Here is a 19,178-nt window from a genome sequence, read left to right on the forward strand (position 1 = left end):
ACCTGTCAGTGAACACGGCCTGGCCTCGCCCGCATGAACGATTGCGACTTTCTCGCCGGCGGCCCCGTCGAAGTGCCGGGTGGTGGTCGGACGGCCGGGGAACTCGTCCCATTCGTCGCTGCCGGCTTCGACGAGATCACGTTCCCGACCAGAGGGTCCGGCGGGCTCACCTGGGAGACGAACTGGGAGATGGACTTCGGCCGGGCCTAAGCGCCGGCGCGGGCCCAGAGGACAGCCGCCACCGCGACGGCCGCGATCAGCAGCACCAGCGACCCGGCCACGATCGCCCACCACCAGGCCGATCTGGGCGGCTTGGTCTCGTAGTGGGGCACGTCGGGCAGCATGTCCGGCGTGTAGGGGAGCCGCTGCGTGGAGGGCGGGTCCTGCGGTCGCCCGGGGCGGGGCACGCGCACGGTCGGCGGGGCGGGGGGTGGCGGCACGCGCACGGTCGGGGGGTCCTGCGGGGGCGGTTGACCGTGTCGCGGCGGCGGGACCGGTCCGGAAGGTCCCTGCTGGGAGGGCTGTGTCGGGAAGGGCTGTGTCGGGAAGGGTTGGCGGTGCCTGATCGTCTGGTGGGGATCCTGGCCCTGCGGGTCAGGTTGCTCTCGAGTCATGATCTCCTCAGGAGCTGCTGCGGAGAGTGGGGGCGTGCCCTCCCATTGTCACACTTCGCCGGGGGACCCGTCCCGCGGGTCCGTCAGCTCTGGCCCTGGCCGTAGGGCGGCTGCTGCGGGTTCTGCCAGCCGGGCTGCTGCTGCGGGTACGGCTGCTGCGGATACGGGGGTTGCTGCGGCCAGCCGGGACCCTGCGGCGGCTGGGCGGGCCGGCGCGGGTTGCGCCGGGCCACCACGGCCCAGATCAGCAGGGCCGTGCCGCCCGCGTTGAAGAGCAGGGAGACCAGGTTGGTGATGGTCACGGTCTCGATGCCGAGCGACGTGCCCATCTGCGGATACAGCACGAAAGAGCGGAAGCCGTCGAACGCCAGCCCCAGCAGGAGCAGGATGCAGCCCCCCATGCCGATCAGCGCGGCCGAGCCGTGGGCGCGTCTGGCCATCGCGGTCACGACGACGCCGAGGAGAAACAGGATGCCCATCACGGCAAAGGTGAGGTAACTGCTGATATCGGCAAGCATCAGGAAGCTCCGATCGGGGACAAGCCGGACGCGACGACGCTACGGGGATTTGCGTAGATCGTCCAATGCTCTGCTGATCGACCCCTTGTCCAGGCTGCCCTGGTAGCGCACGCCGTTCAGGAAGAGCGTGGGGGTGCCGCGCACGCCGCTGTCACGGCCCGACTCCTCGTGGAGGGCGATCCGCGCGGCGTGGCCCGGCACGTCGGACCAGGGGTCGACGCCCAGCTCGGCGGCGTAGTGCTCCAGGTCGGCGTCGGTGAGGAAGCGCTGGTTGTCGTAGAGGATGTCGTGCATCTCCCAGAACCTGCCCTGGTCGGCCGCGGCCTCGGAGACGATCGCGGCCGACGCGGCCCGCGGGTGCAGCGTACGGATCGGGTAATGCCGGAAAACCATCCGTACATCGGGATTTTTCCGGCGGATCTCCTCCAGGACCGGGTGCAGCCGCCCGCAGTACGGGCACTCGAAGTCCCCGTACTCGACGATCGTGATCTTGGCGTCCTCGGGCCCGCGCACGTGGTCCGCCGGACCGACCGGCACCGTGAGCCGGTCGGGCAGCTCCTCGGGCGGCTCGGCCTCGGGCGGCGCGCACACCCCGCCCCGATCCCACGCCAACCGGAAGATCACCCACCCCAGCAGGGCGGACAGCAGCGACCCCGCCAGGATACCGATCTTCGCCTGGGCGTGGACGGGCGACCCGTCGAAGGCCAGGTCCACGATGAACAGCGCCACCGTGAACCCGATCCCGGACACGGCCGCCCCGCCCAGCAGCTGCCCCCACACGAGGTTCCCGGGCAGGATCCCCCATCCGAACCGCAGCGGGAGCCACGTGCCGAGGGAGATCCCGACGAACTTCCCGAGCACCAGCCCCAGCGCCACCCCGATGGAGACGGGCGAGGTGAGGGCGGCCCGCAGGGTCTCGCCGTCGAGCCGCACCCCGGCGTTGGCCAGGGCGAAGATCGGCACGATGACGTAGCTGCTCCACGGGTGCAGGCGCAGTTGCAGCCGCTCGTTGACGGAGACGGCCCGCTGGACCCGCCGGGTGGCCTCCCTGGCGGCCCGGGCGCTCGGCTCGCTGGTGAACTCCTGCACGGCCTCGCCGGCGAGCAGCAGCTTCTGGTCGGTAGGCGCGTAGACGAAGACCAGCAGGCCCAGCGCGATGCCGACCAGCGTCGGGTGGATCCCGCTCTCGAGGGTGGCCACCCAGAGCGCGAACCCCAGCACGACGTAGGCGGGCGCCCGCCAGATCCTCAGCCATCGCAGGGTCACGATGGCCCCGAGGAGCACGACGGCGGTGATGAGAGCGGGGATGGAGAGGCTGGCGGTGTAGAAGATCGCGATGATCATGATCGCCAGCACGTCGTCCACGATGGCCAGCGTCAGCAGGAACGCCCGCAGCGGATCCGGGCACCGGGCCCCCACGATGGCGAGCACGCCCAGCACGAAGGCGGTGTCGGTGGCGATGGGCACGCCCCACCCGCCCGCGCCCGGCCCGCCGAAGTTGAGCAGGAGGTAGACGCCGGCCGGCACCAGCATCCCGCCGAAGGCCGCGACGGCCGGGACGGCGATGAGCCGCCGGTTCCGGAGCTGCCCGAGCCGCACCTCGTAGGAGACCTCGAGGCCGATGAGGAAGAAGAAGACGGTCATCAGCCCGTCGTTGACCCAGTGCCGCAGGTCCAGCGAGAAGTCGGCGTCCCCGAAGGAGATCCCCATGGGGGTGTGCCAGAACGCCTCGTAGGTGTCACCCCATGGCGAGTTCGCCCAGAGCAGGGCGAGCACCGTGGCCACCAGCAGCACGGTCGTGCTGCCTGCCTCGGTCCGCAGGAACGCCCGCAACATCACAGATCTCCCCCCGAAGATCCAGCGGAGGCATCCGATCCTATGGGGTCTGGAAGAACAGATAAAACGCCGCATCTCGGGCAAGCAGGAATCCGACGATGGCAACCCCCCAGCTCAGGGCCGACGCCGCGTGCTTGCTCATCCAGGCCCGCAGCCGCTCCAGCTTCGGTTCCAGCCAGGCTCCCGCCACGGCCCGCAGCCCCATGAGCGCCAGCGGCGGCAGGATCATGACGAGCACGTACGCGCCCAGCACCGGCACCCACTGCCCGGTGGTCAGCTCCGCCGAGGTCATGATGCCGATCGCGGAGAGGTAGGGCACCATCGTCGCCACCTCCAGCACCCCAGCGGTCAGCCCCAGCAGCACCATCACGCGTGGACCGCCCACCCGGGGCTCGAAGCGGCGCTCGGGCTTGCCCAGCTTCGCGCGCCGCTTGGGGTCGAGCCTGAAGCTCAGCGCGAACAGCCCCACGCCCAGCACGAGCTGCACCCAGTACGCGGGAGCGCTGCGCAGCACGTCACCGAAGCGCTCCATCACCGTGGACAGTCCCAGCATGAGCGCGACCCCCACCAGGAAGTAGAAGACCGCGATGGTGGCCAGGTAGACCAGCAACCCGCCCGACCGTTTCGAGGCCAGCAGCAGGTAGACAGGGATGCCTAGGGTGCCGAAGCTGGTGCTGTCGACGAGGGCCAGGGCGGCGAGGGAGAGCAGCAGTCCGATCGTCATGCTGTCGATCGTGCCGGGTCGCGACCGGTGTCTCCTCCTCCGGCGGGCTGAAACCGGCGTACATCCTTCTGCGCATCGACAAGGCGCGCCGGAGGAGGCCGGGCCGCGAACGGGCCCGGCCCCTTCCCGGTTACAGGTTCCGCAGGTACGCCAGCGACGGCGCGAAGAAGTACTCGCCGCCCTTCATCGTGACCGTCTGGGCCACCTGAGCCTGTGGCGCCGACAGTTCGGGCTTGCCCCAGACCTTCGGGAACGCGACCTTGATGTCCCGATCGCCCTGCCCGATCACCGGGTCGTGCCCGGTGGCCGGGTTCTCGAAGTCGGGGTTGTCGGCCCACGACTGCTGCGTGAACTCGAACTGGTTCAGCAGGCTGCCGTTGAACGCCATGAACAGCAGCCCCACCTCACCGCTCGGCCGGGTCTCCGGCGGCGAGTCGTCCCACGGCTCGTCGGTCCGCTCCCCGTACGTCTGCCCGCGCCGCGCCATGATCACCTCACGCCCGAACGAGCGCGGGTTCGTCTTCCTGATGTGCCCGCTGAAGGGGCACTTGGAGCCGTCGTCGCCGTCGAAGGTGAAGTCGTTGCCCACCGGCCCGCCGCCCACCTTGGGCTTGCTGGTCAGGGGCGTGCCGTCCCTGAACCGGCCGACGAGCATGGCGCCCGCCCGGTCGCGGTCGGCGCCGACCAGGCCCAGGCCGTCGGCCAGCTCCTGCTCGATCGTCTTGAACGCCCGTACGTTCTGCTCCAGCTTCCTGAACACCAGGTAGCTGCCGTGGTGGCGGACGGGGTTCGGCGCGAAGGGGTCGGGCACGAGCACATTGCCCAGCGGGAACGCCGGGTCCCAGTGCTGCTTCGGCTCCTTGTCCACCTCGTCCTTCACGAACAGCGGCTGGCTGCGGCCGTCCACGTACCCGAAGTGCTCGATGCCGTCGCCGGCGGGATTGCGCATGCCCTGCCCGGTCTCCTCGCCGAGCAGCCGGGCGCTCTCCGGCAGCTCGCCGAGGATCTCCTCGCGCAGCGCCGCCACCGGCTCGGGCTCCGAGTCGCCGATCAGGATGACGGCGTGGATCTCCCGCTGGTACGCGCGCTCCCACGTCTCCACGGGCGGGTCGGCGACCTCGGCGACGCGCCGCTTCATGCCGTCGCGGAACACCCTGTCCCCGAACTTGCGCACGTCCTCCACCGAGTGGCCGAGGTCGCGGTAGCCGGCCTTGCTGATGCCGATGCCCACGTACGGCGTGCCGCGGGTGCCTTTCGCGTTGAAGTCACGCACCTCCTGCAGGTGCTTGCGGGCCGACTTCATCTTGGTGGTCGCGACGTGCCGGAGAAACGCCTTTCCTTCCGTTACGTCGTTGAACCTGACGAACAGCACGGACAGGTGCTCGCGCACGTGAGCGCGCAGGATGTTCGGCTGGAGATTGTCGAGCATCGCCTTGGTGTCCGCGTCGAGCGTGGCCGAGTCCCAGGCCAGAGGTTGTGCGTTGTTCAGGTCGACAGGCATTGCCGAGTCCCTTCCCCGTTTCGATGTGAAATCGGGCCCCCTAACGCGCCGAACGAGGAACGCTCTGCACGAATCCCCCGTATTCCAACGCGCCCCACCTGTACGACTCCTGGGAACGCGAGAAGGTTTCCGGGAAAACGGTCGGGTTGCTTTCCCGATCAGCCGACGGTGAGTGCGGTACGCGCCACGCCGCCGTCCTCGCAGCGCACCGTCACCCCGAACCGGCCCGCCTTGACCGCCTTCAGCGCCGATGACCAGGTGGCCGTGGGCGCGGTGGGGCGGTTCCGGACGGTGGCGAAGGCGTTGGAGGTCACGTCACGCACCTTCGACCCGCCGCAGACCGCCGTCACCCTCACCTGCCGGCCGACCTTGGCCGCGGCGGGGGCGACGCCGACGCCCGCGTTGACGGCCGGCACGTCCCCGGACGGCTGCGTGGGCCCAGAAGTGGGCCCAGAAGTGGGGGCGGACGTCGGGGTGGGCTTGGGGGTCGCGGTGGGAGTGCCGGTGGGCGTGGGGGCCGGGGCGGGGTTGGCCTGGCCGAAGACCACGTCCGAGCAGGAGTAGAACGCCTCGGGGCTGTCGCTGCGCTGCCAGATCGCGTAGATCAGGTGCCGCCCCTGCCGGGCGGGCAGCTTGGCGCTCATCGTGTAGAAGCCGTCCGTCACCACCGGGTTCTGCACGGTCTGGAACGGCTTGGCCTCCAGGTCCGACCACTTCAGCGGCCTGGCCGGGTCGTAGCCGTCCTTGGTGATGTAGAGCTCGAACGACCCCTTGTGCGGCGCGGTCGCCCGGTACCTGAACGTGTGGGAGGCGCCGCTCGCCAGGGTCGTCGCGGGCCAGTCCGCCCGCGCCTGGTCGAACCCGCGGTATTTGTCCCGCCCCGCGCTGCACAGCTTGCCGTCCGGGATGATCTGGCGGTGCCGGCCCGCCGCGTCGGCGATGTTGACCTCGTTCCAGTCGTAGAGCGGCTGGGTGCCGCCGATGGCCACGGCCTGCCTGCAGGCGGCGGACTTCGGGTTCTCCGGGCCCTCGCTGTAGCAGACCATGGTGCGGCTGGGCGGGTTGCTCATGGTGCCGTGCGCGGAGGCCGTGCCGGGGGCGACGGCGAGCACGAGCAGCGTGGGAGCGGCCAGGGTGGTGGCGACGAGCGCCTTACGGGTGATCTGCATGTGGATCACCTTGATGCACCCGAAAGCGCGAAACTTCGGGCTTAAGTGTCCTTTAAGGCTGGCTTAGCTGCTATTTCAGTACGGAGCCAAACCTGCACCTGGGCCCCGCCCATCGACGACCGGTCCAGCCGCAGCCGGCCCCCCGTCGACTCGGCGAGCCTGCGCGCGATGTCCAGCCCGAGCCCGGTGGACCCGCTGCCGCTGCTGCCCCGCTCCATCGCCGAGTCCGGGTCCGCGATGCCGGGCCCGGCGTCGGCGATCAGGATGCCGACGGTGTCCTGGCCCTCGTGCAGGGTGACGCCGAACGCCGTGCCCTCCGGCGTGTGCCTGAACACGTTCCCGAGCAGCGCGTCCACCACCGCCGTCAGCTCACCGGCCGGCACGGGCACCCGTACCGGAAGGGTGGCTCCGACCAGCTCCCATGGGCGCCGCTGATCCTCCGCCAGCGCCGACCAGAACGTCAGCCGCTCGCGCAGCACCTCGGCCGCGTCGCACGACCTGGCCGCCCGCGACGGCCGCCGGGCCGCCGCGATGATCGTGTCCACCTCGCCCTCCAGCCTGGCCAGCGCCTGCCTGCCGGGCTCCGCCTGCGGGCCGAGCTGGTCCAGGCTGAGCTTGAGCGCGGTGAGCGGGGTGCGGAGCCGGTGGGAGAGGTCGGCGGCCAGCTCCCGCTCGGCCGCCAGGAGCTGGGTGACGCGGTTGGCCATGGCGTTGAACGCGGTCGCCGCCGCCTTCAGCTCGGGCGGCCCGTCGGGGTAGACGCGTTCGTTCAGGTCACCGGCTCCCAGCGCGGTCGCGGCGGTGCCGAGGCGGCGCGCCGAGCGTACGACCCGCGCTCCGAGCCGGTCGCCGACCAGCACCGAGCCGAGCACCAGCGCCACGGCCACCCCGGTCAGCACCGCCCATGACGTGAAGACGCCCCGGTTGAGGTCGGCGGCGGGGACGAACACCTCGATCACCGCGCCCCGGTCCTCGTCCAGCGCGACCGGGCGCAGCAGCACGTATCCGCCGTCCAGCTCGACGGTGCTCGCCCTGGTCTCGCGGGCGGCCCTGGCCACCTCGGCGGCGGGCGCGCGGGAGGCGCCCTGCGTCGCGCCGCCCTTGACGTGGACGGCCAGCAGGCCGCGCCGCCCGGCCTCGGTGCGGGCCATGGCGTGCCCGAGGTCGTCGCTCCTGGTCGTCAGCGCCAGCACCGGGACCAGCGCCGACACCTGCCGCTCGGCGCCCGCCAGCGCCCTGGACTGCGCGGTCTCCTTGACGATCAGCGCGAGCGGCACGAGGAAGGCCAGCGCGACCATCGAGGTGACCGCGACCATCAGCACCGCCAGAGTGCGCCTCATCGGGATGCTCTCATCGGGCGCGCTCCCGTGGGTGTGCTCTCATCGGGGCGCCGACAACATCACGCCGACGCCCCGGACGGTGTGCAGGTAGCGCGGCTGGGAGGCGCTCTCGCCGAGCTTGCGCCGCAACCACGACAGGTGCACGTCGATCGTCTGGTCGTCGCCGTACGACTGCCGCCAGACCTCGGCCAGCAACTCCTGGCGGGTGACGACGCGGTCGGCCCGGGCGGCGAGGTAGGCGAGCAGGTCGAACTCGCGCCTGGTCAGCGAGAGCGGACCGCCGTCGAGCGCGGCCTCGCGCCGGCCCACGTCCACCTCCAGGCCGCCCACGCGGAAAAGCTGGGGCGCGGGCGCGGACCTGGCCCTGCGCAGCACGGCGTCCAGCCGGGCGCTGAGATGGTCCCCGGAGAACGGTTTGACCAGGTAGTCGTCCGCGCCCGCCCGTAACAGCCGGACGATCTCGGCCTCGTCGTCGCGGGCCGTGGCCACGATGACCGGCACGTCGGAGACGCCGCGGACCATGCGCAGCGCCTCGGACCCGTCCAGGTCGGGCAGGCCGAGGTCGAGGACGACGGCGTCCGGCGGGCGCTGCGAGATCTCCCTGAGCGCGTCGAGCGCGCACCCGGCGCTGCGGACGGCGTGCCCGCGCCGGCCGAGCTCGTGGATGATCGCTGATCTGACGAATTCATCGTCTTCCACTACGAGCACCGTCGCCATGCGCACCAACCGTACATAATTCGTCTCATGCGTCGAGCCCTTCGATACGCGGCGATCTGGTGCGGGGCCACCGCGGTCGCCGTGTCGGTCTCGTGGTTCGGCGTACGGGGCGTGTTGCGGGACGAGTTCGTGGACGACGTGGGCGTGGAGCCCTTCGTCGCCCAGACGATCGCGGCCGACGAGGCCCCGCTGACCGTCACCAGCCCCAGCCCTCGCCCCAGTCCGACGCCCAGCTTGAGTCGTGCGCCGAGAAAGCCGGAGAAGAGCCCCGAGGAGAGCCCGGTCAGGAGCCCCGCGCCGCGCACGCCGCTGAAGGTGGTGAAGGTGAAGGGCGGCGAGGTGGCGTTCACGCTCGGCCCCGAGGGCTGCCGCCTGGTATCGGCCACCCCGGTCAGCGGCTACACGGCCAAGGTCGCCCGCGCCACCGGCTGGATCAGGGTGGACCTGGTCAAGGGTGAGCACGGCACGGGGGTGTTCTGCATCAGCCACGAGCAGCGCACCGACACCTGGGAGTACTGACCAGCGGCTACGGCTGGAGTGGTATCCGCACCGCCTACCTGGGGACGATTCGCCGCCCCTTCCCGGGTGCGAGGGTGGATCCCATGGACGCACTTCGCAGGGCTCTGGGCTGGCTGTCGCTGCTCTACGCGCTGATCTTCATCTCGTTCGCGCTGCTGCACGCCGGGATCGCGTTCGGCCCGGTGCGCGAGCCCGTGATCGTGCCGGCCGCGATCGTGGAGACGCTGTGCGCCGGGGTCACGCTCGCCGGGGCGTACGGCGTGCTGGGCGGGCGCGCGTGGGCCTGGGACGGGCTCATCTACGGCCACGCGGCCGCGCTCGGCGGAGTGCTGATGGGGATCCTGGCGCTGGCACTCGGGGCGGGTCCGGCGAGCACGCTCCTGAGCTGGTATCACAGCGTGATCGCGGTCCTGCTCGCCATCGGGCTGGCGGGCTCCTTCTACGTGTCCCGGGTGCGCGGGGCTACGACTCCAGGGCCCGAAGACAGTCGGCGGCCTCGTCGACATGATCCTCGGTGAACACGCGGATGCCGTGCTGCTCGAGCAGCGCCGTCGTGACGCCCTGGCCGGGGCTGCGCCGGCCGCTGAACGTACCGTCGTAGATCGACAGCGCGCCGCACGACGGGCTGCCCTCCTTCAGCACCGCCAGCCGGATGCCGTGCGAGCGCGCCACGGCCAGCGCCGACCGCGCGCCCGCCACGAACTCGGCCGTCACGTCGGACCCGTCGGTCGCCAGCACGCGCGCGGCCCCGGACAGGACGGCCGCCCCGCCCGCGCCGCCCTCGATCTCGGCGGCGGGACGCGGGATCGGCAGCCCGCCCGAGACCTCCGGGCAGTGCGGCACCAGCCGCCCCTCCTCGCGCCATGCGGCGAGCCGGGCGTCCGAGCTGGTCTTGGCGCGACCGTCGTAGCGGACCCGGCGGCCCATCAGGCAGGCGCTGACGAGGATCCTCTCCATGTCTTCGATCCTATGAGCGCGATCGGCACCAGCGAGACGGCCGCCAGCGCGACGGCGACGCCGAAGGGCTGGCCGCGGTCTCGATCCGGCGGGTGGCAGCCGAGCTGGGAGCGCGGGCGATGACGCTGTACTCGTACATCGAGCGCAAGGAGGACCTGCTCGCGCTGATGCTCGACGAGGTCAGCGCCGAGGTGCTCGTCGAGGAGCCGCTGCCGTCCCCCTGGCGCGAGGCGCTGCTGCTGATGGCGCGGCGGGAGCGCGAGCTGGTGCTGCGCCACCCGTGGCGGGTGGAGCTGATCTCGCAGCGGGTGGCCGTGGGGCCCAACGCGCTGCGGCACGTGGAGCAGAAGCTGGCCGCCTTCGACGGGCTGGGGCTCGACCGGCTGACCCGGTGGCGGTTCCTGGCGGTGTTCAACGACTACATGACCGGGTTCGTGGTGCGGGAGGCGCAGGAGCGCGGGGCGCCTCGCTCCGAGGGCATCAACGAGGCGGAGCGGGCGGCCGTGGCGGAGCCGTACATCAAGGAGCTGGTCGAGAGCGGGGAGTTCCCGCGGCTCGGGCCGATGATCGAGGAGGGGGTGCGCGGGGCCGACGACAACTTCGAACGCGGCCTCGACTGGGTCCTCGACGGCATCGAATGCGCCATCCCGCCGCGGTAGCGCCGCCGGGCCTGCCGGGGCCCGCGAAGTGGGGACCGGCGCATCCTGGGGATAGCCTTGGCCCCGATGAACACCGTCATCTCCACGATCGTCATCGTCGTCTCGCTGCTGCTCATGCTGGCGAGCCTGATCGTCGCCGTCCGCAACCGGCCGATGGGCATGGTGCTGCTGGTCGGGTTCGCCGTGCTCGAGGTGGCCGTGCTGGTGCAGGCGGGCTTCGTGATCGCGGCGGTGGCCGGGGGGCAGGGGCCGGCCGAGAAGGTCACGGTCTTCGGCTACGTCGGGGGCCAGGTGGTGATCCCGCCGGCCGGGGTGTTCCTGGCGCTGGCGGAGCGGAGCAGGTGGGGGTCGGCGATCCTGGTCGTGGCGGGGTTCGCGATCGCGGTGATGACGGGGCGGATGCTGCAGATCTGGGCGGGTGGCGCGTGACCACCTCCATCAGCACGGGGCCCGGACGTGCCCTGATCGCGGTCTACGGGCTGTTCTCGCTGGCCGCCGGTGCTCGTGCCGCGGTGCAGATCGTGTCCAAGTTCGACCAGGCGCCGCTGGCGTACTCGCTGTCGGCCTTCGCGGCCGTCGTCTACATCGCCCTCACCGTCGCGCTCTGGCGCGGGGCGCGGCTCCTGGCGCTGGTGGGGCTGGGGATCGAGCTGGCCGGGGTGCTGGTCATCGGCACGCTCAGCCTCCTCGACCAGGCCGCCTTCCCCGACGAGACGGTGTGGTCGGCGTACGGGAAGGGGTACGCGTTCATCCCGCTCGTGCTCCCGGTGGTGGGCCTCTACTGGGTGCTGCGCCACAGGCGCTGACCCGCCCCGCTGCCCGTCCTCCGTCGCTGAGGGGCGGAGTGATGCGTCCTCACAACTCAGAGAGTCAGGAATAAATGGATATTTCGGTCCTGTTAAGATGACGATTCGTCCTATGACTTGATGAGTGGAGGACCGCCCCCGACATGAGTGTGCTGACCCAAGAGGCACGAGGCCGTACCACCGGACCCCTCGCCTGGCTCCTCGTGCTGGGAATCGTCCTCGCCGCCCTCAACCTCCGCACCGCCGTCACCAGCGTCGGCCCCCTCCTCGACCACCTGACCGGCGCGCTGGGCATGTCGAGCGTCGGCACCGGCCTGCTCACCACCCTCCCCGTGCTCGCCTTCGCCAGCGTGGGCGCGATCACGCCCACCCTGGCCAGGCGCGTCGGCGAGCACCGCCTGCTCCTGCTCGCCCTCGTCACGCTGGGCGTCGGCATGCTGGTCAGGTCGCTCGTCGGCTCGGCGCCGGTGTTCCTGCTGAGCAGCGCCGTGGCGCTCTCCGGTGGCGCGGTCGGCAACGTGCTCATCCCCACGCTGATCAAGCGCCACTTCCCGGCCCGCACCGGGATCATGACCACCGTCTACACCACGGCGCTGGCGGTCGGCACCATGCTGGCCGCCGCCGCGACCGTGCCGATCGAGCGCGCGTCAGGTGACTGGCACATCGCGCTCGGCGTGTGGGCGGCCCTGGCCGCCGTCGCCGCCATTCCGTGGCTTGCGCTCCTGCGCAGTGAGCCGGAGCGGGACGCGGGCAGCCGGGACGCGGGCATCCGCCGCCTCCTCGGGAGCAAGCTGGCGTGGATGATCGCGATCTACTTCGGCACCCAGTCGATGATCGCGTACATGATGTTCGGCTGGCTCGCCACCATCCTCACCGACAGCGGTTTCACCACGTCGGAGGCCGGGGTGATCCTCGGCGTGTTCACCGCGCTGAACATCCCGGTCTCGATCGTCGTCCCCATCGTCGCCTCCCGCTTCCGTGACCAGCGTCCCGCCGTGGTCGGGCTCGTCGCGTTCTACGCGGCCGGGTTCCTGGGGCTGTGGGCCGGGCCGGCCGACCTGGCGCTGCTCTGGGTGACGCTGGTGGCGGTGGGCATGGGGTCGTTCCCGCTGGCGCTGATGATGCTGGCCCTGCGCACCCGTACGCCGGAGACCACGGCCGCGCTGTCGGCGTTCGGGCAGAGCGCGGGATATCTCATCGCCGGCGCCGGCCCGCTGCTGGTCGGCGTGCTGCGCGAGGTGACCGGCGGGTGGACGCTGCCGTACATGCTGATCTTCGTGGTGCTCGTCGCGCAGCTGATCACCGGCCTGTACGCGGGCCGCAACCGCTACCTGGAGGACGAGCAGGCGGCCCCTGCGAGAATGACCGGATGAGATCCACCGTCGTCACCTTTCCCGACGGCCGGACCAGCGGCCGTTCCGAGATCGTCGGGGCCGTGCCGGTGGGGGACCGGCACGGTCTCGTCGCGGCCGAGACGCCGTTCCACCCCCTTGACCACACCTGGCCCGACCAGCCCGCAGACCGGGGCACGATCGGGGGCCTGCCGGTCGTCGACTGCGTGACAGGGGCCCAGTCGAACACCGGCGAGGTCTTCGTCGGCGACGCCGTCCCGGTACGGCGCGGCACGGAGGGCTGGGAATGGCTGGTCGTCCACGTCACCGAGACGCCGCTGCCCGTCGGGGCGGAGGTCGAGCTCGAGGTGGACGCCGGTTTCCGGGCGGCGCTCTCGGCCGGCCACACCGCCTGCCACCTGGCCGCGCTCGCCGTGAACGCGACCCTGGCCGGCCACTGGCGCAAGGAGGCCGCGACCGACCCGCTCGGGCACCCCGACTTCGACCAGGCGGCGATCGTCTCGTCGCGGATCGAGCCGTACGGCAGCGTGGACGTCTACCGCCTGGGCAAGTCGTTGCGCAAGAAGGGGTTCTCCGCCGAGGGCCTGGACTTCGGGAAGGTCGCCCAGCAGGCGAACGAGCGGCTCGCGGCCTGGGTGGCGGCCGGCGCCCCGGTCCGGCTGGACGTCCCCGGGCCGGGGCTGACCGCCCGCCGTACGTGGCACTGCTCGCTGCCGGAGGGCGAGGCGTCCATCCCGTGCGGCGGCACCCACGTGGGGAGCACGGCCGACCTGGGACGGGTCGAGGTCGCGTTCGAGCTGGAAGAGGCCGCCCTGACCATGCGCACCACCTGCGGCGACCCGAGCTAGGCGGTCAGCGGCCGGCCAGGAAGGCGAGCACCCGCTTCCAGGCGTCCTCGCAGGCGGCGGCGTGCTCGGCCGGGATCCCCAGACGTGCGCCATGATCGGGAACGACTCGCCCCAGGTCGTCGTCGGAGCGGGCCTCGTACGCGGCGTCGTCGGCGTAACACATGGTGCCGTGAAAGTACCGAAGCCGCACACCTCAGCTCAGATCATGCGTGTCAGCAAGTGTTGACAAGCGGGTGCTTGTCAGCACATGCTGACACCATGGAAGTCACCGAGCTGGCCGAGGCGGCCGGCGATCGCGATCCCGGAGTGGGGCTGGCGGCCGTGGCCGCGCTCAGGGCCCTGCTGGAGGAGCTGGAGGCGACGCACGTGTCGAACGCCCGCGCCCAGGGCTGGTCGTGGGAGCAGATCGCCGACGCGCTGGGGGTTCGGCGGCAGTCGGCTCATCGCAAGCATGCTCGCAGGACGGGGAGGTAGCCGCGTGTTCGCCAGGTTCACCGAGGGGGCCCGCAGGGCCGTGGTCAAGGCCGGGATACTCGCGCTCGACGCGGGCCGGCCCGCGCTCGACGCCGATGTGCTGCTGCTGGGGGTGGCCGAGGTCCGGCCGTTCTCGCTGGCGGCGTTCACCGCCTCCGAGGCCGACGTGCGGGCGCGGGTGGACGTGGGCGACGCGCGGTCGCTGCTGGCCACGTTGGGGATCGACCTCGACGCCGTGCACCGGCGCACCAGGGCGGGCCTGGACGCGCCCGGGCTGTGGAGCCTGCGGCGGTCCCGGGTGAGGCCGCTGCGGGTGACCCTGTACGGGCCGCTGGGGGAGATCCCGCTGGCCATGCACGCCAGGAAGGCGATCGAGGTGGCCATGTGGCGTCCCGGGCCGGTCGCGGGCGAGGACCTGCTGTGGGGCCTGCTCGCCGACCACGCCAACGGCACCGCCGCGATCCTCCGGGACGCCGGGGTGGACCTGACCGCGCTGATCCGCGAGGCCCGGGTCCCCACCCGGCGCACGGCCTGACCGCGGGAGCGTCAGACGGGCTCCAGGTGAGCGATCTTCTCGGGATTCGCGATGAGGTAGATCGTTTCGATCTTGCCGTCCGAGATCAGCAGCGAGGCGACCGTGATCACCCGTCCACCCGCGGAGATGACCATCGCGGGGGCGTTGTTCATGGTCGCCAGCCCGAAGGACAGGTCGGAGATGCCCGCCATGCCGATCGAGGTCATGAAGGCCGCGATGTTGGCGGGGGTATTGATCGACATCAGCCAGCGGCTGACGTTGTCGGCGCCGGTGATGACCCGCAGCGCGGCCCTGGCCTTGCCGCCGCCATCGCTGACCATCGTGACCCCGCTCGCGAACAGCTCGATCAGCCCGTCGAGATCGCCCTCGGCGGAGGCGTTGATGAACCGCTCGGTGATCCGCCGCCGCTCCTCCCTGTCCACGTCGAACCGGGGGCGCCGCTCCTGCACGTGGTCCCGAGCCCGCCGCGCGAGCTGCCTGGTCGCCGGCTCCGCCCGCCCGATGATCTCCGCGATCTCGGAGAACGGCAGGTCGAACGCCTCCCGCAGCACGAACACGGCCCGTTCGAGCGGCGACAGCGTCTCCAGCACCAGCAGCAGCGCCAGCTCCACCGACTCGGCCAGTTCGGCGTGCTCGGCGACGTCGGGCGCCGTGCTGATCGGCTCGGGCAGCCACGGTCCCACGTACGACTCCCGCCGCGACTTCGCCCACCGCAGCCGATCGATGGCCAGCCGCGAGGTCACCGTGACCAGGTACGCCTTGGGGTCGCCGACATCCGCCTCGTCCACCCCCGACCAGCGCAACCACGCCTCCTGCACGACGTCCTCGGCGTCGGCGGCACTGCCCAGGATCCGGTACGCGACCCCGGTCAGCAGGCTTCGGTGGTCTTCAAAAGTCGGCATGAATCCATAGACGTATCACAGGGCCCTCGGTGTGACACAGGGGCTTCCGATCTCCGATACACTTGGTGATCGCAAGGGGCTATGGCGCAGTTGGTAGCGCGCCTCCATGGCATGGAGGAGGTCTGGGGTTCGAATCCCCATAGCTCCACCCGATCAGACCGCCTCTGACCCGCCGAAACGGCTCAAGGTCAGGGGCGGTTCCGCGTCTGCGGACAATGCCGGTCAGAGCCGGGTCTTGTCGTCCATCAGCGCGATCTTCTTCAGGACGTCGTGCGACGGGACGCCCTTGGCGCCGCTGAGGTCGGCGCCGCGCAGGTCGATCTTCCCCTGGTCACTGCGCCATCTCGCACCGGTGAGGTCGGCCCCGCGGAAGTCGGTGCCCGTGAAATCGACGCCGGCCAGGTCGACGCCGGTGAGGTCGGCACCGTCCAGGTTCGCGTACCGGATCTTCGTGTTGACGATGTTCGCGCCGGAAAGCCGTGCCCCGCTGAGGTCGATGTTCGTCAGGTCGGATCCGCCGAAGCTCGCCCCGGTGAGGTTCGCCCCGGACAGCGACACCCGGATCCAGGTCGAATCGCCTATGTCCGCGTAGGAGAGGTTCGCGTGGTCGAGGAAACTGCGAACCCACCTGATGGAGCCGTCCGCCTGCTCGATGTATTCGCGGTTGCCGAAGTCGGTGCCGGTGAGGTCCGCGCCGGACAGGTCGGCGTTGACCAGCGTCAGGCCCGTGGCGCGGATGCCCGACAAGTTCACCCAGTGCTGCGCGGACCACGGCGGACCTGTCGGCGGCGGCGTGCCGGCGGGCTTGTTCCTGGCGATCACCGCCAGCGCCGCTTGGATGTCCGCCGGGGTGCGCTGGTCCTTTCCCTTGGCCTTCTTCTGGGAGCGTTCGCGTACGTACGTGGCGAGCACGTCCACGACGGTCCGCTGATCGCGCGCCGAGTCGCGGGAGATCCTCTCCAGGGCGTAAATCGCGCCGACCCTCCCCTCCAGCGTGTTCGAGCCGATCTGCTCGATGGCCCGCGTGTAACGCTCGGTGATCTGGCCTTCCTGCGTGGCGTCGAGCGAGCGCGCGGTGTAGAACAGCCCCGCCGCCGTGAACAGCAGCCCAAGCAGCACCCCGGACGTGGAGAGTAACTGCATCCTGTTCTGCGTGGCGAGCGCCCTGACCTCGATGCGCTCCTTCACGGGCAGCGCGTCGAACTCCGCGCGGGAAACCCCCTTGATCGACGGGTATCGGCCGTCGGGGAAGGCATGCTCAAGACCTGCGACGAGCCGGCTCGCGAGTGTGCGCATGCGCTGCATGAAGCAAGTAAAGCCGACAAAGGCCCGCACGGGGATGGACCGGCGAAAGCGCGTTCCGCTCGGAGGCGAGGCCCGTCCGGAGTCGCCCGGACGGGCCTCGCGCTGTCGTCCGCCCTACGGCAGGGCGGGCACGGCCGGTTCGGCCTGGGTCCAGCCGGCCTGGAGCACGGTCTGGGTCATGGTCTTGTTCGGGAACACCTTGTCGTTCATCAAGGTCGTCTGGCTCTCGGACAGCAGGAGCATCGTGCCGGTGTCCACGACCAGGTCGGTCGTGACCTTTATCGTCTCCTCCTTCTGGCTGGCCGGCTGATACTCGATCGAGAGGGCCGCGCCGGTTCTGCCGGTGCGGTCCACGGCCTTTCCGCGAGAGCTGACGCCGGGCATCGTCAGCAGGGCCTGGTAGGCCGCGGCGCGGACCTCCTTCGGTGCCGGGAGCTGGTGGAGCAGCGTGGGCAGCGCCCCGGTGACGTACCTGTCCACGCCCTTCTCCGGAACCCTTGAGACCCGCGCGGCCTGCCCGAGCCAGGACTTCAACGCGTTCGGGTCCGCGGGCAGCCGCTGCACCTCGTCGTACGTCAGCCGCTGCCCGGCCAGGAAGAACGTGTTCTCACCCCGTACGGGGGTGACGTGGCCCTTCGCGGGCTTGGTGGACAGCGAGACGGTCTGGCCGTCGGCCGTGCGGGTCCACTTGGTGGGGGAGCCGTCGCGGCGCCAGGCCTCGCGGTCCGCCCCGCTCTTCGGGTACGTGCCCAGCTCCCGGGACCCGACCCAGCGGCTGCCGTCGGGCGCGGTCCATTCCTCGGTGAGCGACTGCTGGACCACCCAGTAGCGGTTCGCGCCGCTGCCGACCTGCCGGGGATTGGTGCGCTGCAACAGCACTCTCGTATGCCAGTACTTGCCCTCCGGCGGAGCGGACGCGGCGGCCGTGAGCCGTGCCTCCGGTGCCTTCGCGAGGCTCGGCAGGCCCAGCAGCGCAGCGGTGCCAAGGGCGGCCAGGCCGGCCCCGAGGGCGATCAGCGGCCGGGCCGGTGCGGTCGCGCGCTTCATGTGCTTCCTCCAGAAATCCGATTTGATGTCCACCAATACGCCTGGGCGCCGGGCAAGGTTGCCCGCGGTGCCTGGCAACTGTTTGGCGCGGCCGAGGCGTATTAGGGGGCGTGAAACTGGACAGACAGCCGTGAGCGGCGCGGACCATGACTTCAGCGCGTTCGTGGCCGCAAGGGCCACGACCCTGTTGCGGGTCGCCTACCTCGCCTGCGGAGACGAGGCGGAGGCGGAGGACCTGCTGCAGACGGCGCTGGAGCGTACGTACAGAAACTGGGACCGGGTGCGGCGCGACACCGTCGAGGCTTATGTGCGCCGCGTCATCATCAACACCGCCATCAGCCGGGCCCGGCGCCGGGCGATCCTGAGCATCATCCCGATGCGCGTGCCGCCGGAGAGAGCGGCGCGCGCGACCGACGTCGACCTGCGTCACGTGCTCATGGACGCGCTGCGCAGCCTGCCTCCCCGGCAGCGCGCGGTGGTCGTCCTGCGGTACTGGGAGGACCTCAGCGAGACGCAGACCGCGCAGGTGCTCGGCTGCACGCTCGGCACGGTGAAGAGCCAGGCGTCGAAGGCGATGGCCAAGCTGCGTACGGCACTCGGCGAGGAAGCCATGGAAGGAGTGATCGGGAATGCCCATGCTTGAGGACCAGCTCCGCCAGATCATGGCGGAGGAGACCGCGCGGCTGCACGCCGCGCCCGACCTTGTGGACCGGGTCGTCCGGTCCTCGCGGCGGAAGAGGATCCGCGGCCGGATCGCGACGGTGGCCACGTCGCTGGCCGTGGCCGCGGCGGCCCCCCTCTACCTGGTGGCGGCCCCGGGCGCCGTGCAGACGCCCGTCGTCTCCGAGACGCCGGAGCCGCCCGCCATCGACGACACCCCGCCTGCGCGGTCCGAGCCGCCGAGCCTCGGGGACCTGGGTGACGGAAAGGCGTTCAAGCACGTCAAGGTGGGTTACCTGCCCGACGGCCTGCGGTGGTCCCACTGGTCGCTGGACTTCGGCGAGAGCTACACGACCTCGTGGAACTACGACGGCGACAAGAACGGCTTCTACTGCGTCCAGATCTACGTGTACGAGGGTCAGAGCGTCCGGCGAATCGACGACAGCGTGCAGGCGCACCGCGACGAGGGGGAGGGCGAGGAGGTGACCATCGGCGACCGGACCGGGTACCTGATCGTCGAAGGGGTCGGCGAGGACGGCATGAAGGGCACCCCCACGCTCTTCCTGAACATGGGCGAGCAGCGGAGGGCCATGATCATGTTCAGCCCGGTGTACGCGAAGAAGTTCCGCGACGCCAAGGCCGTCGACCGCGAGCTGATCAAGATCGCCGAAGGGCTCACCGCCGACGACTAGAGG

At 71.1% G+C, this 19,178-nt stretch carries 25 protein-coding genes and 1 tRNA gene; 13 read left to right on the forward strand and 13 right to left on the reverse strand.

Annotated elements, in window-relative coordinates; genetic code table 11:
• The first annotated feature begins 33 nt into the window (after positions 1-33).
• Complete coding sequence (locus ACFKCF_RS30925) at positions 34-210, forward strand: hypothetical protein (protein ID WP_394498782.1); 177 nt, start codon at positions 34-36, stop codon at positions 208-210.
• On the opposite strand, the gene ACFKCF_RS30930 is transcribed toward ACFKCF_RS30925, so the two are convergent.
• From ACFKCF_RS30930 to ACFKCF_RS30965, 8 genes are all read right to left on the reverse strand, one after another.
• Complete coding sequence (locus ACFKCF_RS30930; protein ID WP_394498783.1) at positions 207-446, reverse strand: hypothetical protein; 240 nt, start codon at positions 444-446, stop codon at positions 207-209. The genes ACFKCF_RS30925 and ACFKCF_RS30930 overlap by 4 nt on opposite strands.
• 251 nt (positions 447-697) lie before the next feature.
• Positions 698-1,093: a hypothetical protein gene (locus tag ACFKCF_RS30935; protein WP_394498784.1), complete on the reverse strand. Its 396-nt coding sequence runs from the start codon at positions 1,091-1,093 to the stop codon at positions 698-700.
• Positions 1,094-1,171: 78 nt separating this feature from the next.
• Positions 1,172-2,968, reverse strand: coding sequence for a Na+/H+ antiporter NhaA (gene nhaA, locus ACFKCF_RS30940; RefSeq protein WP_394498785.1), 1,797 nt, complete (start codon positions 2,966-2,968; stop codon positions 1,172-1,174).
• A 40-nt stretch (positions 2,969-3,008) separates the two neighbouring features.
• Positions 3,009-3,692: a GAP family protein gene (locus tag ACFKCF_RS30945; protein WP_394498786.1), complete on the reverse strand. Its 684-nt coding sequence runs from the start codon at positions 3,690-3,692 to the stop codon at positions 3,009-3,011.
• A 130-nt stretch (positions 3,693-3,822) separates the two neighbouring features.
• On the reverse strand, positions 3,823-5,193 hold the full coding sequence (locus ACFKCF_RS30950; protein ID WP_394498787.1) for a Dyp-type peroxidase: 1,371 nt from the start codon (positions 5,191-5,193) through the stop codon (positions 3,823-3,825).
• 158 nt (positions 5,194-5,351) lie between these two features.
• The gene (locus tag ACFKCF_RS30955; RefSeq protein WP_394498788.1) at positions 5,352-6,362 is read right to left on the reverse strand and encodes a lytic polysaccharide monooxygenase; all 1,011 of its coding nucleotides are present in this window, start codon (positions 6,360-6,362) and stop codon (positions 5,352-5,354) included.
• Between the two features lie 41 nt (positions 6,363-6,403).
• Positions 6,404-7,702: a sensor histidine kinase gene (locus tag ACFKCF_RS30960; RefSeq protein WP_394498789.1), complete on the reverse strand. Its 1,299-nt coding sequence runs from the start codon at positions 7,700-7,702 to the stop codon at positions 6,404-6,406.
• 39 nt (positions 7,703-7,741) lie between these two features.
• Positions 7,742-8,419, reverse strand: a complete 678-nt coding sequence (locus tag ACFKCF_RS30965) for a response regulator transcription factor (RefSeq protein WP_394498790.1) — start codon at positions 8,417-8,419, stop codon at positions 7,742-7,744.
• Positions 8,420-8,446: 27 nt separating this feature from the next.
• Between ACFKCF_RS30965 and ACFKCF_RS30970 the strand changes: the two genes are divergently transcribed.
• Both ACFKCF_RS30970 and ACFKCF_RS30975 read left to right on the forward strand, forming a co-directional pair.
• Positions 8,447-8,938 carry a hypothetical protein gene (locus ACFKCF_RS30970; RefSeq protein ID WP_394498791.1) on the forward strand — a complete coding sequence of 164 codons (492 nt, stop codon included), beginning with the start codon at positions 8,447-8,449 and terminating at the stop codon, positions 8,936-8,938.
• Positions 8,939-9,021: 83 nt separating this feature from the next.
• Positions 9,022-9,456, forward strand: coding sequence for a hypothetical protein (locus tag ACFKCF_RS30975; protein ID WP_394498792.1), 435 nt, complete (start codon positions 9,022-9,024; stop codon positions 9,454-9,456).
• Here ACFKCF_RS30975 and ACFKCF_RS30980 read toward each other — a convergent pair.
• On the reverse strand, positions 9,401-9,895 hold the full coding sequence (locus ACFKCF_RS30980; RefSeq protein ID WP_394498793.1) for a DUF523 domain-containing protein: 495 nt from the start codon (positions 9,893-9,895) through the stop codon (positions 9,401-9,403). The genes ACFKCF_RS30975 and ACFKCF_RS30980 overlap by 56 nt on opposite strands.
• 119 nt (positions 9,896-10,014) lie before the next feature.
• Between ACFKCF_RS30980 and ACFKCF_RS30985 the strand changes: the two genes are divergently transcribed.
• The 5 genes from ACFKCF_RS30985 (at position 10,015) to ACFKCF_RS31005 (ending at position 13,560) form a co-directional block, all read left to right on the forward strand.
• Complete coding sequence (locus ACFKCF_RS30985; protein ID WP_394498794.1) at positions 10,015-10,554, forward strand: TetR/AcrR family transcriptional regulator C-terminal domain-containing protein; 540 nt, start codon at positions 10,015-10,017, stop codon at positions 10,552-10,554.
• Between the two features lie 66 nt (positions 10,555-10,620).
• Positions 10,621-10,983 carry a hypothetical protein gene (locus tag ACFKCF_RS30990; protein ID WP_394498795.1) on the forward strand — a complete coding sequence of 121 codons (363 nt, stop codon included), beginning with the start codon at positions 10,621-10,623 and terminating at the stop codon, positions 10,981-10,983.
• Positions 10,980-11,360, forward strand: coding sequence for a hypothetical protein (locus tag ACFKCF_RS30995; RefSeq protein WP_394498796.1), 381 nt, complete (start codon positions 10,980-10,982; stop codon positions 11,358-11,360). The genes ACFKCF_RS30990 and ACFKCF_RS30995 overlap by 4 nt, the downstream gene beginning before the upstream one ends.
• A 143-nt stretch (positions 11,361-11,503) precedes the next feature.
• Complete coding sequence (locus tag ACFKCF_RS31000) at positions 11,504-12,733, forward strand: CynX/NimT family MFS transporter (protein ID WP_394498797.1); 1,230 nt, start codon at positions 11,504-11,506, stop codon at positions 12,731-12,733.
• Complete coding sequence (locus ACFKCF_RS31005; protein ID WP_394498798.1) at positions 12,730-13,560, forward strand: metal-dependent hydrolase; 831 nt, start codon at positions 12,730-12,732, stop codon at positions 13,558-13,560. Before ACFKCF_RS31000 ends, ACFKCF_RS31005 begins: the two co-directional genes overlap by 4 nt.
• A 4-nt stretch (positions 13,561-13,564) precedes the next feature.
• On the opposite strand, the gene ACFKCF_RS31010 is transcribed toward ACFKCF_RS31005, so the two are convergent.
• On the reverse strand, positions 13,565-13,723 hold the full coding sequence (locus tag ACFKCF_RS31010) for a hypothetical protein (RefSeq protein WP_394498799.1): 159 nt from the start codon (positions 13,721-13,723) through the stop codon (positions 13,565-13,567).
• A gap of 95 nt (positions 13,724-13,818) precedes the next feature.
• On the opposite strand from ACFKCF_RS31010, the gene ACFKCF_RS31015 reads away from it, so the two are divergent.
• Both ACFKCF_RS31015 and ACFKCF_RS31020 read left to right on the forward strand, forming a co-directional pair.
• Positions 13,819-14,034, forward strand: coding sequence for a helix-turn-helix domain-containing protein (locus ACFKCF_RS31015; protein WP_192786846.1), 216 nt, complete (start codon positions 13,819-13,821; stop codon positions 14,032-14,034).
• Between the two features lie 4 nt (positions 14,035-14,038).
• Positions 14,039-14,569, forward strand: coding sequence for a Clp protease N-terminal domain-containing protein (locus ACFKCF_RS31020; protein ID WP_394498800.1), 531 nt, complete (start codon positions 14,039-14,041; stop codon positions 14,567-14,569).
• Positions 14,570-14,580: 11 nt separating this feature from the next.
• Here the strand turns inward: ACFKCF_RS31020 and sigJ are convergent, their stop codons facing one another.
• Positions 14,581-15,471, reverse strand: coding sequence for an RNA polymerase sigma factor SigJ (sigJ, locus tag ACFKCF_RS31025; RefSeq protein WP_394498801.1), 891 nt, complete (start codon positions 15,469-15,471; stop codon positions 14,581-14,583).
• A gap of 75 nt (positions 15,472-15,546) precedes the next feature.
• On the opposite strand from sigJ, the gene ACFKCF_RS31030 reads away from it, so the two are divergent.
• Positions 15,547-15,619: transfer RNA gene (locus tag ACFKCF_RS31030), tRNA-Ala, on the forward strand.
• Between the two features lie 74 nt (positions 15,620-15,693).
• Here ACFKCF_RS31030 and ACFKCF_RS31035 read toward each other — a convergent pair.
• Positions 15,694-16,767 carry a pentapeptide repeat-containing protein gene (locus ACFKCF_RS31035; RefSeq protein ID WP_394498802.1) on the reverse strand — a complete coding sequence of 358 codons (1,074 nt, stop codon included), beginning with the start codon at positions 16,765-16,767 and terminating at the stop codon, positions 15,694-15,696.
• Between the two features lie 123 nt (positions 16,768-16,890).
• On the reverse strand, positions 16,891-17,823 hold the full coding sequence (locus tag ACFKCF_RS31040) for a hypothetical protein (protein WP_394498803.1): 933 nt from the start codon (positions 17,821-17,823) through the stop codon (positions 16,891-16,893).
• Between the two features lie 130 nt (positions 17,824-17,953).
• Here ACFKCF_RS31040 and ACFKCF_RS31045 point away from each other — a divergent pair, with 130 nt between their 5' ends.
• Together ACFKCF_RS31045 and ACFKCF_RS31050 are read left to right on the forward strand one after the other, a co-directional pair.
• The gene (locus ACFKCF_RS31045; protein WP_394498804.1) at positions 17,954-18,466 is read left to right on the forward strand and encodes a SigE family RNA polymerase sigma factor; all 513 of its coding nucleotides are present in this window, start codon (positions 17,954-17,956) and stop codon (positions 18,464-18,466) included.
• Positions 18,453-19,175 (forward strand): hypothetical protein, encoded by a 723-nt coding sequence (locus tag ACFKCF_RS31050; protein ID WP_394498805.1) that lies wholly within the window; start codon positions 18,453-18,455, stop codon positions 19,173-19,175. The genes ACFKCF_RS31045 and ACFKCF_RS31050 overlap by 14 nt, the downstream gene beginning before the upstream one ends.
• The last annotated feature ends 3 nt before the right edge of the window (positions 19,176-19,178 follow it).

This window comes from Nonomuraea sp. JJY05, assembly GCF_043496855.1.
Classification (GTDB): domain Bacteria; phylum Actinomycetota; class Actinomycetes; order Streptosporangiales; family Streptosporangiaceae; genus Nonomuraea.